Source organism: Streptomyces sp. NPDC031210, assembly GCF_055570395.1.
Genome location: NZ_JBVIHH010000001.1, coordinates 383,932 through 397,292, shown reverse-complemented (window position 1 = coordinate 397,292; position 13,361 = coordinate 383,932). Strand labels below are relative to the sequence as shown.

Below are 13,361 nucleotides of genomic sequence, written 5' to 3'. Positions count from 1 at the left end.
ACCGCGGCGAGCCCGGCGGGGCCGGCACATCCTGACGGCCGTCGGGAGCGATCGGATCAGCTTCCGAGCCCTGCCGCGGCCGCCCCCGGCCGAGGGAGAGCCCGCGAGCCCAACGTCGCGCCCGGTCCGGCTCGGATGCGGTACCGGGTTCGTCAGGGACTTCGATCCACTATCGCCAGCCCGGTGGTGGCGGCCCCCACGCCATCACCTTCCCGCACAAACTCGATGGGGCGGTTCCGCCACATGAAGAGCCCACCGATATGGGGCACGGATTTCTGCGATGCCGCCGCGGCGGCATCGGATCTGGCATACGGCCGGTGGACGGCCGCGCCGCCTGCGGGGGGAATGGGCCTCCTCGAACTCGCCTGGAGCATCACCCACTTGCGACCGCTCCGCACCGCGCCGACCCCAGGAAAAAGACGCTGTTGACGGTTAATCAGGCACCGCCCCGGCAGCGCGGCGGCCGACTGTTCATCTCGCCGCCATGACGTGTCAGACAAACGCAATCAGCGGGCCTGTCGTTGCCGACAAACCCGCTGATCACACCGTCGGGACGACAGGATTTGAACCTGCGACCCCTTGACCCCCAGTCAAGTGCGCTACCAAGCTGCGCCACGTCCCGGTGCCCGTTTCGCCGGGTGCATTCCCGGCTGACCGCGCACGAGAACGATACCGCATGTCAGAGGGTGGGTGCTGCCATATCCGGGCACGGGCGGGCGGCTGCCGGCGGCCGGGTGCGCCGGGGGGGATGAGTACCTGTACTCATGCGCCCCGGTCACGGCGCCGCCACGCTACGCGCATGACTACTCCCTCGATTCAGCGGCCGACGACCATGGCCTTCTTCGTGCAGGCCGCGATCTCCTTCGGGCTGTCGCTGGCCGCGTTGATGATCGGCATCCTCAAGCTGCCGGTGGGCCCCTGGGAGCGCGGCTTCCTCTCCCTCGGGCTGGTCTTCGTGGTGTCCTCGGCGTTCACGCTGGCCAAGTGCGTGCGCGACCGGCAGGAGGTCGAGGAGGTGACGAACCGGGTGGACAAGGCACGGATCGACAAGATCCTCATCGAGCAGGACGTCTTCAAGGCGTGACCTGCGCGGCCCCGGCGGCCGCCCGGGATCGCCCGCCGGGACGAGCGGCGATCCCGGCCTTGACCTCAAGGGAACTTGAGGTTGCAGGCTCTGTGACATGACGACGACGCACCACGGCCCGGCCGGCTTCGCGGAACTGCCCCGACTGATGAGCCTGATGACGGGCGATGAGAAGCACGGCCCGGCCGCCACCTCCACCCTGGACGCGCTCTGGGTCCTCTACGACCGGGTGCTGAGGGTCTCGCCCGCCGACGCCACGGACCCCGCGCGGGACCGCTTCCTCCTCTCCAAGGGCCACGGTCCGATGGCCTACTACGCGGTCCTCGCGGCCAAGGGCTTCTTCCCCGCCGACTGGCTGCCGGGCTTCGGTTCGTACGACTCGCCGCTCGGCCACCACCCCGACCGCGTGCTCGTGCCCGGCGCGGAGATCGGCAGCGGATCGCTCGGGCACGGGCTGCCGCTGGCCGTCGGCACCGCCCTCGGGCTGCGGGCGCAGGGGCGCCCGGACCCGGCCGTATGGGTGCTGATCGGCGACGCCGAACTCGACGAGGGCAGCAATCACGAGGCGCTGGCCTACGCGGGCGCGACCGGGCTCGACCGGCTGCACGCCCTGGTGATCGACAACTCCTCCGCCACGCACGGCTGGCGCGGCGGGATCGCCTCCCGCTTCGAGGCCGCGGGCTGGTCGGCCCTCACCGTCGACGGCCGCGACCACCGGGCGCTGGAGGCGGCGTACACCGCGCCGCACCCCTCCCGCCCGCACGCGGTGGTCGCCCGCGTCGAGCCGAAGGACGCCTGACGGCCGGCGCCCGCCGTCCCGTCACCGCCCGATTCATCAGGACTTCACGGCTTCAGGACTTCAGGACTTCAGGACTTCGAGAGGATCTTTCGCAGATGGACACCATGCGTGAGCGTTTCGCCTCGGTCACCTCCCGGCTGCTCGACGAGGATCCGCGGCTCGCGGTCGTCCTCGCCGACATCGGCACGGGCGGTTTCGCCGACGCGGCCCGGCGCCATCCGGACCGGGTGCTCAATGTCGGCATCAGGGAACAGTTGCTGGTCGGTGTGGGCGGCGGTCTGGCGCTCACCGGGCTCCGGCCGGTGCTGCACACCTTCGCCAGTTTCCTGGTCGAGCGCCCCTTCGAACAGCTCAAACTGGACTTCGGCCACCAGGGCGTGGGCGGGGTGCTGGTGAGCGCCGGCGGCTCCTACGACTGGCCGAGCGGCGGCTTCACGCACATGGCGCCGGGCGATGTCGGTCTGCTCGACACCCTCGACGGCTGGACCGTGCACGTCCCCGGGCATCCGGACGAGGCGGAGACCCTGCTGCGGCGGGCCGCGGCGGCCGGTGACGACAAGGTGTACGTACGGCTGTCCGTGCAGGCCAACGAGGCGCCGAGGCCGGTGGACGGGGAGCGTTTCCAGATCCTGCGGGCGGGAGGCGGCGGGGTCGTCGTGGCGGTGGGGCCGATGCTGGACGCGGTCCTCGCCGCCACCGAGGGCCTGGACGTCACCGTGCTGTACGCGACGACCGTGCGGCCCTTCGACGCCGAAACGCTGCGGGCCGCCGCCGACGCGGCCGGCGCCGCCGAGGTCGTGCTCGTCGAGCCGTATCTCGCGGGCACCTCGACACGCCACGCGAACGACGCGCTCGCCGACCGCCCGCACCGGGTGCTGGGCCTCGGCGTCGGGCGTCGGGAGCTGCGCCGCTACGGGCGGATCGAGGAGCACCTGGCCGGGCAGGGGCTGGACGCGCGCGCTCTGCGGGAGCGCGTCACCGCGTTCCTGGGAAGGTGACGAAGGCCGCGGGCGGGAGCGGGGCCGGGTGCGGGCCCGCACCCGCGGGTGCGCTCACAGCCGTTTGTCGAGCCAGGCCAGCAGGTCGTTTCCCACCTCGTCGCGGTTGGTCTCGTTCACGATCTCGTGGCGGGCACCGGCATACGCCTTCCAGGTCAGGTCGCGGGTACCGGCGTAGCGGAAGTCCTCCAGCAGGGCGTAGAGCAGGGTCAGCCCCTGGTTGCAGGGGTCCTGGTCGCCGACGGCGAGGTGGACGGGCAGGCCGCGCGGGACGCGGGCGAGGTGGGCCGGGTCGTTGATCTTGCGGATGGCGCGTACCCAGTCGAGGGCCAGGCCGGAGCTGAAGGCGAAGCCGCAGTCCTCGTCGGCGGCGTAGCGGTCGACCTCGGAGGCGTCCCGGGAGAGCCATTCGAAGCCGGTGCGGTGCGGGAAGGCGTCGTTGAAGGAGCTGAAGGTGCGCGGGAGGAAACCGGAGCGTGCCGTACGGCCGCGCTCGGCGATCTCCGCCTCCAGTTCGGCGACGGCGGTGTCGATCTCCAGGCGCGGCAGCGTGCGGAAGGTGCCGGTGAGGATCAGGCCGGCGAGGTCGGCGCCGTACTCCTGCGCGTAGTCGCGGGCCAGCATCGAGCCCATGCTGTGGCCGAGGAGGACCAGTGGCACGCCGGGGTGGGCGCTCGCCGCGTGGTCGCCGATGTCCTTGAGGTCGGCGACGATCGCGCGCCAGCCGTCCTCGCCCACGACGCCCCGGCCTCCGGTGGAGGGGGCGGTGGCGCCGTGCCCGCGGTGGTCGGAGGCGAGGACGCCGTAGCCGTGGCCGGTCAGAAAACGCGCGAAGCGGTCGTAGCGCCGGCCGTGCTCCGCCGCGCCGTGCGCGATCTGGACGAGGGCGCGCGGCCGGCCGGACTCCGGCAGCCAGGTGTAGGTGGCGATGCGGGCACCGTCGGGCGCCTGGTGGAAGTCCTGCCGCATGGCCTGCATGGCGTCATCTCCTGAGGGTGGGAGGGCTAGGTGACGGGGCGTCGGGTGGGCGGGTCGCCGGCGTCCTCGGTCCGTTCGGCCGATCCTTACCCGCGTGCGCCGGGCCGCGTACGTCGAAGGCCCCACGCCGCCGACCACTCTCGCCCGCACCGCGGGGGCGCGCCAAGGGGGCGCGCGCGGCGGTGCCGCCCCCGGGCCCGCGCGGCGTGACACGATCGGTCGGCTCTTTCCCTGCGTTTTTGCCCCAACCCCCTGCCACAGGAGGATCGTTGGACACCACGGATCGTTGTGCGCACCCCTCTTCCCCCGTCCCCCCGCCGCTGTCCCGCCGCGGATTTCTGCGGGGCACCGCGTCGGCCGCCGCCGCGGCGGGCCTGGCCGGCGTCGCCGTCCCCGAGGCGGGGGCGCGCGGCGCCGGGGCGTCCGGCGGCACGCTGTCCTTCACGGCCGCCACCAACGGCGCGGCCTCGCTCGCCCCGGCCGGCGACCGGCTGGTGGCCGAGGTCCAGAACGTCCTGTGGTCGGTGCCGCGCGCGGGCGGCGACGCGGTGGCCCTGACCCCGCCCGACCTGGAACCGACCCGCCCGGTGCACTCCCCCGACGGCCGCCACATCGCCGTCTGCGCCTACCGCGGCGGCGGCTTCCACCTGTGGACGATGCGCGCCGACGGCTCCGGTCTGCGGCAGCTCACCGACGGGCCGTGGGACGACCGCGGGCCGGCCTGGTCACCGGACGGGACCCGGATCGCCTTCGCCTCGGAACGCGGCGGGGACACGGTGACCGGCGGCCCGTACCGGATCTGGGTCCTGGAGGTGGCGACCGGGCGGCTGACCCGGGTGACCGGGCTGCCGGGGCAGGAGGGCCCTCATCAGGGCGGCGCCTGGGAGGACTTCGACCCCTGCTGGTCACCGGACGGCACGCGGATCACGTTCGTACGGGGCGCGGTGACGGGCGCGGCCCTGGCCTCGCGGACGGTCGCGTCGGTGCCGGCCGACGGCGGGCCGGTGCGCACCGAGCACACCGAGACGGCCGCCGCCCAGGTGATGACGCCGGCCCTCTCCCCCACCGGACGCCTCGCCTACCTGCGGACCACCGACTATCCGGGGCCGACCTGTGCCCTGGTGGTGGACGGCGAGCGGGTGGCGGTGGACGGCGATGTGGAGCCGGTGCCGCCGCGCTGGGTCTCGTCCGACGCGCTGCTGGTGACGGTGGGCGGTCAGTTCCGGATCGTGCGGGCCGATGCCCCCGAGCGGGCCGAGACGATCGCGTTCACCGCGCGGCTGCCGCTGGACCGCCCCGGCTACCGCGTCAAGGACTACGGCTTCGAGCGGACGGACAGCGGCCCGGTGCGGGGCGTGCATCTGCCCGCACTGTCGCCCGACGGCCGCGAGGTGGCCTTCGCCGCGCTCAATTCCCTGTGGCTGGCGCCCACTTCGGGCGGTGGTACGCCCCGCCGCCTGGTCCGGGCCGGCGCCACCCGTTATGTCTCCGCGCCGAGTTGGACGCGGGACGGCCGGGCGCTGCTCTACGCGGACGACCGGGACGGGCTGTTCGCCGTGCGGCGCCGCGATCTCGCCTCCGGCCGGGAGACGGTGCTGGCCGCCGGCGGGCGGGTGCAGCCGGCGCTGTCGCCCGACGGCGGGCGGCTGGCGGCGCTGGACATGGCGGGCAATCTCGTGGTGCGGACCCTGGCGGACGGGACGGAGAAGGTGCTGGCCGCGCCGATGGGCGGCGGCGGGCTGCCCGGCCGCCCCAGTTGGTCGCCCGACGGCCGCTATCTGGCGCTGTGCGACCGCAACCGCCTCAACCGCCGGTTCCGCGAGGGATACAACGTCATCCGGGTCCTGGACACCGGCACCGGCGCGAGCCGGCTGCACGCCCTCGCCGAGCACGTCTCGCTCGCCGACCGCTACGACTCCGGGCCCGTCTGGTCCCCCGACGGGCGGTGGATGGCGGTGATCGCCGAGTCCGCGCTGTGGGTGCTGCCGGTCCTGCCGGACGGGACGCCGGACGGGGCGCCGCGGCGGCTGACCGACGAGAGCGCCGACCATCCGTCGTGGTCGGGGGACTCCGCCACCCTGCTGTATCTGTCCGCGGGGCGGCTGCGGCTGACCGGGGTGTCCGGCGGGGCGGCGCGGCCCGTCCCGGTGTCCCTGCGGCACCGTCGGTCACGGGCCCGGGACACGGTGGTCCACGCGGGCAGGTTCTGGGACGGCACCGGCGCCCAGGTGCGCGAGGACGTCGACGTGGTGGTGCGGGAGGGACGGATCACCGCCGTCCGGCCGCACCGGGCGGGCCGGCCGGCCACCGGCGTGGCGCGGCGGGTGGACGCCTCCGAGCGGACCGTGCTGCCCGGCCTGTGGGACGCGCACACCCACCCCTGGCAGGTCACCTACGGCGGGCGGCAGACCGCCCTGCAACTGGCGTACGGCATCACCACCGCCGTCTCCTGCGGCGGCTTCTCCTATGAACAGGCCCGCATCCGGGAGGCCGTCGCGGCCGGGGTGCTCGCCGGGCCGCGGCTGCTGACCTGCGGGGAGCTGCTGGACGGCGGCCGGGTCGCGTACAGCATGGGGCGGGCGCACCGCACCCCGGCCGGGCTGCGGCGTTCGCTGGAGCGGGGCGCGGCCCTGGAGTGGGACTTCGTCAAGACCTACGTACGGGCGCCGGGCTGGGTGATGGAGCAGGCGGCGCGTTTCGCGCACGAGCGGCTCGGGGTCCGGGCCGGGAGCCATCTGCTCTCTCCCGGCGCCCAGTTGGGCCAGGACCTCACGACACATCTCCAGGCCACCCAGCGGGTGGAGTTCGGGCACGCGGTGTCCGCCTCCGGGCACGCCTACCAGGATGTCGAGGAGCTCTACACGGGCACCGACTTCCATCTGGTGGCCACGCCCTTCTCGGCCGGGGCGCTGCTCGGGGACGATCCCTCGCTCGCCGAGGACGTGCGGGTGGGCAGGCTGATGCCGCCGTGGGACGCCGCGTTCGTCCGGGAGAACGCCGGGCACCGGCCGACGCCCGCCCAACGGGCCGACATCGCGCGGGAGGTCGCCGTCTACCGGCGGGTGCTGGACGGCGGCGGAGTGGTCGCGCTGGGCACCGACCAGCCGCTCACGCCGGTGGGGCTGAGCCTGCACCTGTGCCTGCGGGCGCTGCACCGGGCCGGCCTCACCGTGAGCGAGACGCTGCGGACCGCGACGGCGCTGCCGGCGAGGATGTTCGGGGCGGAGCGCGACCTGGGGACGCTGGAGGCCGGGAAGCTCGGCGACATGACGCTGGTGGACGGCGATCCGTTCACCGACTTCGACTCGCTCGTACGGACGACCGCGGTGCTGCGGGGCGGGCGGCTCTTCGAACAGCGGGAGCTGGTCGAGTCCTTCCCGGCGCCGGCCGGCCGTCCGGCGGCCTCCGGGGGCAGGAGGGCGGCGGGCCCTGACGCGGCGGCCGGCGGCCCGACCGACTGGCTGGAGGTGGGACGGCACCAGCGCCGCGAGTCCTGCTGCGACACCGGGCACTGACCGGGCGGGCACCGCCAAAAAAGGCCCGGGAGGCGTGGGGTGGCGCGGTTTCGCGGCCGGCCGCCCCCGTCCCCGGGCATCGCGGAGCGGGGGGTGGTGCGCCTATGCTTCGCGCTTCAACTCATCGTTCGAATGCACCCAGTTGATGTTTTATGCGCCGCGCAGTAGGTATGCCAACGGGTATTGCGCGCGGTAAGCAACAGATCACTTTCCGGAAGGACAACGGCCGACGGCACCGCCAGTGCCGTCCCGAGGCGGGGAGCGACCAGCGCGGGAAAGATCGCGGAGGAGGGCTCGTCTTGCATCGCTATTTCACCGACCAGCGGCATGAAGCACTCCGGCACCGGGTGAGGGACTTCGCCGAGCGCGAGGTCCGCCCCCGGATCCCGGAGATGGAGGCGAGCCGTACCGTTTGCCACGACCTGTCGCGCCTGATCGCCCGGCAGGGCTGGATCGGCGCGACCATCCATCGGGCGTACGGCGGGATGGGCGCCGGCCATGTGGCCAAGACCCTCATCATCGAGGAGATCGCGCGCGTGAGCGCCGCCATGGGCGCCATGGTCCAGGCGTCCCAGCTCGGCGTGGCGAAGATCGTCCACTTCGGGAGCGAGGAGCAGAAGAAGACCTGGTTGCCGGCCATCGCCTCCGGTGACTGCCTGCCGACCATAGCCGTGACCGAACCGCAGTCCGGCGGGCATGTGCTGGGTATGGAGAGCAGCGCGGTCCGCGACGGCGACGACTACGTCCTCAACGGCCGCAAGACCTACGTCGGCAACAGCCATGTCGGCGATCTGCACGGCGTCGTCGTGCGCACCGGCGAGGGATCCAAGGGCCTGTCGGCCTTCCTCGTGGAGTCCGACAGACCGGGTTTCCGCATCGGGGAGCAGCAGCCCGCGATGGGACTGCACGGCTTCAGCTTCGGCGAGCTGTTCTTCGACAACTGCCGGGTCCCGGCGGCGAACCTGCTGGGCCGGGAGGGCGACGGGCTGTCCGTCGCGTACTCCTCCAGCGTCCTGTACGGACGGCCGAATCTGACCGCCGTGTCCCTGGGCATCCACCAAGCGGTGCTGGAGGAGACGACGCGCTTTTGCACCGAGCGGCAGCGCTACGGCAAACCGCTGGCGGACCTGGGCAACATCAAGCTCAAGCTCGGCCGCATCCAGTCCCGGCTGCTGCTCGCCCGGCTGTCCGCCTACCACGCGGTACACCTGCTCGACCAGGGCCTGTCCTGTGACGCGGAGTTGATGAACGCCAAGCTCGTCAACGTCGAGTCGGCTCTGGAGTCGGCGCGCGACGCGATGGACATACACGCCGCGTGCGGGCTGTTCACCGACCGGCCCGTGGAACGCTTCCTGCGGGACGCGTACCACATCTTCGCGCCGGCGGGCACGTCCGACATCCAGTTACTGCGCCTGGGCGAGCTGGCGCTGGGCCAGGCGAAGGGCGAATGGTCCGGCCGGTTGGCGGATCTGCTGCGGCTGGAGCCGGCCGAGCGCCCGGAGGAGGCGGCGGCCACCGTGCCGGGTCAGCGCGGCGGTCCCGCGCCGCTACTCTCGCCGTACGCGCCCCTGACGGCGGTCGCGGGAGAATGACGGACGGCTGACGCGACGGGGGCCGCGGCCCGGCGGTGACGCCGTCTGCCGCGACCCCCGGCCGTCATTCCGCCGCGCTTTACGACACGTCGGTCTGCTGCCGCTCCATGCGGTGGATCTGCTCGACGAGTTCGGCCGCCATCGACTTGATGGTCTCCAGCCCCTCCCGCCCCCACGGGCGCGGTTCGAGATCGACGACGCAGACGGTGCCGAGCGCCATGCCCGTGTGGTCGATGAGCGGGGCGCCCAGGTAGGAGCGGATGCCGATCTCGTCCACCACGGGGTTGCCCGCGAACCGCGGATAGTCGCAGACGTCCTCCAGGACGAGCGCCTTGCGGCGGACGACGACATGCGGGCAGTAGCCGTGGTCGCGGGCCATCACCCGGCCCGGCTGGGCGCTGGCGGGCGCCGGGCCCAGTTCGACGGCCTGGTCCTGCGCGGGCGTGTAGAGCCCGGCGAAGTACTGCCGCCGCTCGTCGATGAAGTTGACCATGGAGTACGGCGCACCGGTGGTCCGGGCCAGCTTGCGGGCGAACTCGTCGAACGCCGGCAGCGGTGAATCGCCGATGCCCAGGGCGCGCAACCGGGCGACGCGCGCCGGGGCGTCGTCGTCCTCGGGGGTGAGCAGGAGGTGGCGCGTCGGGTCGTAGGTGGGATACGGCACGCGCGAGGCGGGGTGGTTCATGGCAGCTCCGGGGTCGCGGCGAGGGCGGGGGTGAGCAGGTGCTGGACGAGCGAGACCAGGACATGGGTGGACGAGCTGCACTGGCGGGCGTCGCAGAGCACGACGGGGGTGTCCGGTCCGAGATCTATGGCGGCGCGGACCTCGTCCGGCGCGTAGTGGAAGGAGCCGTCGAACTCGTTGACGGCGACGATGAATTGGATGCCGCGCCGTTCGAAGAAGTCGACGGCGGCGAAGCACTGGTCCAGGCGGCGGGTGTCGGCGAGGATGACCGCGCCGAGCGCGCCGTTGGACAGTTCGTCCCACATGAACCAGAAGCGTTGCTGGCCCGGCGTCCCGAACAGGTAGAGGACGTGCTCGGGGCTGAGCGTGATGCGTCCGAAGTCCATGGCGACGGTGGTGGTGCTCTTGTCCTCGATGCCCGCCAGGTCGTCGGTGCCGACGCTGATCTGGGTGAGGAGTTCCTCCGTGCTGAGCGGTTCGATCTCGCTCACCGCTCCGACGAAGGTGGTCTTGCCGACCCCGAAGCCACCCGCGACCAGGATTTTGAGCGCGGTGGGAAAGAGGTCGGGCGAGGGGTCCCCCGGGATGTTGGGGTCACAGTCGTTTGCGAAGTCCATTCAGCACCGCCTCCAGGAGGGCTCGGTCGGTCCGGGACGCGGGCCCTGCCGAAACGGCCGCGGGGGCCCGCGCGGTGAGCGCTCCACAGTCGACGAGGTCGGCGAGGAGCACCTTTGTGACCACGGCGGGCAGCCGTATGTGGGCGGCGATCTCGGCCACCGACACCGGCCCGCCGCACAGCCCTAACACCTGGGCGTAGTCAGGTCCTTGGCAGGAGACGGGCCGTCGTCCGGTGGCCATCACCATGGTCAGCAGGTCGAAGTGCGCCGTGGGGCGGGTCCGGCCGTTGCTGATGGTGTACGGGCGGACCAGCCGGCCCGCCGCGTCGTCGTACCACGGTGCATCCTGGCCGCCCGACCGCCGTCGGCGACGCACCACCATGGTCAGTGACCGCCCGCCTGGGCCTGATGGCGGGCGGGGGTGGACAGATACGGGCGGACGCTCTTGACGAGCATCCCCATCTCGTAGCCCAGCACCGCCACATCGGCCTCCCGTCCGGCGAGGACGGCCAGACAGGCGCCCGAGCCGGCCGTCGAGACGAACAGGAACGTCGATTCCAGTTCGACGACGACCTGGAGGACGTCGTCGCCCTCCCCGAAGCGCGCGCCGGCGCTGCGGGCGAGGGAGTACAGGCCGGAGGACAGGGCCGCCATGTGGTCGGCGCTGTCCGGGTCGAAGCCATGGGCGGCCTTGACCAGGCCGTCGGAGGACAGCAGGAGCGCGCTGCGAGCGTGCGGCACCCGCTGCACGAGTCCGGTCAGCAGCCAGGACAGATCGGTGTGCTGGCCTCCCTGCGGCTGCGCGTGCGGCTGCGTGTGCACATCACTCACCATGGTTGTGGTCGTCTCCTCGTGGGCGGGCCATCGGGGCATCTCGGTCGCGTTCATAGATCAGGTCGTTGCCGCCAAGGCTGCCGGTGTCGAGGCCCTGGCCTGCGGTGTCGCCGGCGGCGTAGCGCTCGTCCGCGAGGCTGACGCCGCGCCGGAAGGCGGCCATCAGGCCGGGGTCGTGCTCCGGTTCCGGCCCGGTGCGGCGGGCCGCGGACGGCAGGATCGGATCGCCGCGCAGCTCGGGCACCAGGTGCTCCTGCTTGCGTCGGCGCGGCAGGATCGGGCGGGCGGCGTTGTCGGCCGGTGGCGCGGGGGGCAACAGGACCGGGCCAGGGTCGGCGCGGTGGTCTTCGGTGGGGGCCGGGGCCCGGTGGGCGCCGGTGGTGGTCTCGCCCGGGTAGCCGCCGGTGTGGCCGGGGGCCTCGGTGCGGGCGTCGGGCGCGGCGTGGTCGACCTGCCGGGTGGGCAGGGGCGGCAGGGGGTGGTGGGAGGGGCCCTGGATGTCAGCTCCCTGCTCGGCGGGCGGCGCGGCGGCCGGGGCGGGGTGGGCCGCCGGCCGGGGGGCGGCGCGCAGCAGGCGGCGCCGGGTGGGGCCGGTCTCGGCCTCGGTGTCGGCGGGGGCCGCCCGGTCGCCGTGCTCGCGCCGGGGCGCTTCGAGGGCGAGGTCGGGGCCGGGTGCCGAGTCCAGGCTCGCGTGCCGCGGTTCGTGGCGTGGGTCGTCCCGCGGGTCCTGGTGCAGGATGTGGGTCTCGTCGTACGCGCCGGAGTGTTCGCGTACCGGGTCCAGGTCCGGTGATCCGGTGCGTGCCGCGCCGTCCTCGTCCGACTCCGGGCCGAGCAGGCTCTTGGGCAGGACCAGTACCGCCTGCACACCGCCGTAGATGTTGCTCTGGAGCCGGACCACGATGCCGTGCCGGCGGGCGAGCGAGGAGACGACGAAGAGGCCGATCCGGCCGTCGCTCAACAGCTCGGCGACGTCGACGTGTTCGGGGTCGGCCAGCAGCGCGTTCATCCGCGTCTGCTCGTCCGGCGACATGCCCAGGCCGCGGTCCTCGACCTCGACGGCGAGGCCGGCGGTGACCAGTTGGGCGCGCAGCAGGACCGGGGTCTGGGGGGCGGAGTAGATGGAGGCGTTCTCGACGAGTTCGGCGAGGAGGTGGATGACGTCCGCGACGGCGTGGCCGCGCAGGGTGCCCTCGATCGGCGGCACGAGCTTGATCCTCGGGTACTGCTCGACCTCGGCGATCGAGGAGCGCAGCACCTCGGTCATGGTGACCGGCCGGCTCCACTGGCGCCGCGAGATGGCGCCGCCCAGGACCGCGAGGTTCTCGGCGTGGCGGCGGATGCGGGTGGCCAGGTGGTCGATGTGGAAGAGGCCCTTGAGCAGGTCGGGGTCCTCGACCTGGTTCTCCAGCTCGTCCAGCAGCTCGATCTCGCGGTGTACGAGGGACTGCAGGCGCCGGGCGAGGTTCACGAAGACCTCGACCTTCTGCTCGCTGCCGCTGGCGTTGCTGCGGGCGATGGCGACCGCGTCGATGACGGCGGCCTCGGAGGCCCGGCCGGCGGCGGCGATTTCGTGGGCGAGCAGGTCCAGGGTGTCTCCGGGGCCCGCGACGGCGGTGTCGGGCTCGCGGTGCTGGAGCCACTCGCCCTGGCGTACGCGGTCCAGGAGGTCGTAGAGGTCGGCCTGGCTGCGGGCGCAGACCTGGCGCAGCCGGGCGTAGCGCGCGACGGTGGCGCGCGCCTCGGAGTTGGCGGCGGCGCCCGCGGTGAGCACGATGACGCAGATCAGCGCCAGGCCCGCGGTCAGCGCCGTCCACTCGCGGCCGGAGACCTGCGCGCCGCCCGCCTGGACGACGAAGGCGGTGACGGCGGCGCAGGTGACGGCGACCAGGAGGCAGGGGACGGCGACGAGTCGGATCAGGCGGGACCGTATCGCCGAGTCGGCGGCCGACTCGGGGAACGACGCCCGGCCGTGCCGTCCGCCCTCCCGCTCCCGCCGCCGCGCGGAGGTGGGTACGGGGGTAGCCCCCGGGGAACTCGGTACCCCATGGGGGCTTTGAGTTTCCTGGGACGTCTGGGTCCCCTGGGGGAATGCGGTAGGCATCGGCGCCCTCCGGATCGGCCGTTGGCAGTTCGCGGAGCACGCACGCTAGTTGTTGCCGGGGTGGGAACCGGACCCACTTCGAGGTTTCGCTACCCCTCGCCACCTCCTTGAGGGGACATCGTCCGCACGAGAGTGCGATTGCACCCGAACTTCCG

The 13,361-nt window shown here is 73.2% G+C and carries 11 protein-coding genes and 1 tRNA gene; 5 read left to right on the top strand and 7 right to left on the bottom strand.

The genetic code is table 11. The annotated features are described in order from the left end of the window. Nucleotides 1–548: 548 nt before the first annotated feature. Nucleotides 549–622, bottom strand: a tRNA-Pro gene (locus tag ACZ45Z_RS01925). Nucleotides 623–799: 177 nt separating this feature from the next. Between ACZ45Z_RS01925 and ACZ45Z_RS01920 the strand changes: the two genes are divergently transcribed. The 3 genes from ACZ45Z_RS01920 to ACZ45Z_RS01910 all read left to right on the top strand — a co-directional run bounded on the left by ACZ45Z_RS01920 (nucleotide 800) and on the right by ACZ45Z_RS01910 (nucleotide 2,881). Beyond that, the gene (locus ACZ45Z_RS01920; protein WP_468354452.1) at nucleotides 800–1,084 is read left to right on the top strand and encodes a YiaA/YiaB family inner membrane protein; all 285 of its coding nucleotides are present in this window, start codon (nucleotides 800–802) and stop codon (nucleotides 1,082–1,084) included. A 97-nt stretch (nucleotides 1,085–1,181) separates the two neighbouring features. Further along, nucleotides 1,182–1,883 carry a transketolase gene (locus tag ACZ45Z_RS01915; RefSeq protein WP_468354449.1) on the top strand — a complete coding sequence of 234 codons (702 nt, stop codon included), beginning with the start codon at nucleotides 1,182–1,184 and terminating at the stop codon, nucleotides 1,881–1,883. A gap of 95 nt (nucleotides 1,884–1,978) precedes the next feature. Next, nucleotides 1,979–2,881: a transketolase family protein gene (locus tag ACZ45Z_RS01910; RefSeq protein WP_468354446.1), complete on the top strand. Its 903-nt coding sequence runs from the start codon at nucleotides 1,979–1,981 to the stop codon at nucleotides 2,879–2,881. Between the two features lie 54 nt (nucleotides 2,882–2,935). On the opposite strand, the gene ACZ45Z_RS01905 is transcribed toward ACZ45Z_RS01910, so the two are convergent. Beyond that, complete coding sequence (locus tag ACZ45Z_RS01905; protein WP_468354443.1) at nucleotides 2,936–3,859, bottom strand: alpha/beta fold hydrolase; 924 nt, start codon at nucleotides 3,857–3,859, stop codon at nucleotides 2,936–2,938. Nucleotides 3,860–4,128: 269 nt separating this feature from the next. On the opposite strand from ACZ45Z_RS01905, the gene ACZ45Z_RS01900 reads away from it, so the two are divergent. Next, nucleotides 4,129–7,374, top strand: coding sequence for an amidohydrolase family protein (locus ACZ45Z_RS01900; protein WP_468354440.1), 3,246 nt, complete (start codon nucleotides 4,129–4,131; stop codon nucleotides 7,372–7,374). 299 nt (nucleotides 7,375–7,673) lie between these two features. Next, nucleotides 7,674–8,966 (top strand): acyl-CoA dehydrogenase family protein, encoded by a 1,293-nt coding sequence (locus ACZ45Z_RS01895; RefSeq protein WP_468354437.1) that lies wholly within the window; start codon nucleotides 7,674–7,676, stop codon nucleotides 8,964–8,966. Between the two features lie 79 nt (nucleotides 8,967–9,045). On the opposite strand, the gene ACZ45Z_RS01890 is transcribed toward ACZ45Z_RS01895, so the two are convergent. From ACZ45Z_RS01890 to ACZ45Z_RS01870, 5 genes are read right to left on the bottom strand one after another with little or no spacing between them, the layout of a single operon-like run. Beyond that, nucleotides 9,046–9,651, bottom strand: a complete 606-nt coding sequence (locus tag ACZ45Z_RS01890) for a GAF domain-containing protein (RefSeq protein ID WP_468354434.1) — start codon at nucleotides 9,649–9,651, stop codon at nucleotides 9,046–9,048. Further along, nucleotides 9,648–10,268, bottom strand: a complete 621-nt coding sequence (locus ACZ45Z_RS01885) for a GTP-binding protein (RefSeq protein WP_468354431.1) — start codon at nucleotides 10,266–10,268, stop codon at nucleotides 9,648–9,650. Before ACZ45Z_RS01885 ends, ACZ45Z_RS01890 begins: the two co-directional genes overlap by 4 nt. Continuing rightward, entirely contained in the window at nucleotides 10,246–10,650 is a 405-nt protein-coding gene (locus tag ACZ45Z_RS01880; RefSeq protein ID WP_468354429.1) for a DUF742 domain-containing protein, read from the bottom strand. Before ACZ45Z_RS01880 ends, ACZ45Z_RS01885 begins: the two co-directional genes overlap by 23 nt. 2 nt (nucleotides 10,651–10,652) lie before the next feature. Then, on the bottom strand, nucleotides 10,653–11,102 hold the full coding sequence (locus ACZ45Z_RS01875) for a roadblock/LC7 domain-containing protein (RefSeq protein WP_468354426.1): 450 nt from the start codon (nucleotides 11,100–11,102) through the stop codon (nucleotides 10,653–10,655). Further along, the gene (locus ACZ45Z_RS01870) at nucleotides 11,092–13,206 is read right to left on the bottom strand and encodes a sensor histidine kinase (protein WP_468354423.1); all 2,115 of its coding nucleotides are present in this window, start codon (nucleotides 13,204–13,206) and stop codon (nucleotides 11,092–11,094) included. Before ACZ45Z_RS01870 ends, ACZ45Z_RS01875 begins: the two co-directional genes overlap by 11 nt. Between the last annotated feature and the right edge of the window lie 155 nt (nucleotides 13,207–13,361).

What these genes read in the sequence shown, in the direction of transcription:
- ACZ45Z_RS01915 (WP_468354449.1), top strand. Translation starts at nt 1,182, where the DNA reads ATGACGACGACGCACCACGGCCCGGCCGGCTTCGCGGAACTGCCCCGA.
- ACZ45Z_RS01875 (WP_468354426.1), bottom strand. Translation starts at nt 11,102, where the DNA reads ATGGTGAGTGATGTGCACACGCAGCCGCACGCGCAGCCGCAGGGAGGC.
- ACZ45Z_RS01905 (WP_468354443.1), bottom strand. Translation starts at nt 3,859, where the DNA reads ATGCAGGCCATGCGGCAGGACTTCCACCAGGCGCCCGACGGTGCCCGC.
- ACZ45Z_RS01920 (WP_468354452.1), top strand. Translation starts at nt 800, where the DNA reads ATGACTACTCCCTCGATTCAGCGGCCGACGACCATGGCCTTCTTCGTG.
- ACZ45Z_RS01890 (WP_468354434.1), bottom strand. Translation starts at nt 9,651, where the DNA reads ATGAACCACCCCGCCTCGCGCGTGCCGTATCCCACCTACGACCCGACG.
- ACZ45Z_RS01885 (WP_468354431.1), bottom strand. Translation starts at nt 10,268, where the DNA reads ATGGACTTCGCAAACGACTGTGACCCCAACATCCCGGGGGACCCCTCG.
- ACZ45Z_RS01870 (WP_468354423.1), bottom strand. Translation starts at nt 13,206, where the DNA reads ATGCCTACCGCATTCCCCCAGGGGACCCAGACGTCCCAGGAAACTCAA.
- ACZ45Z_RS01910 (WP_468354446.1), top strand. Translation starts at nt 1,979, where the DNA reads ATGGACACCATGCGTGAGCGTTTCGCCTCGGTCACCTCCCGGCTGCTC.
- ACZ45Z_RS01880 (WP_468354429.1), bottom strand. Translation starts at nt 10,650, where the DNA reads ATGGTGGTGCGTCGCCGACGGCGGTCGGGCGGCCAGGATGCACCGTGG.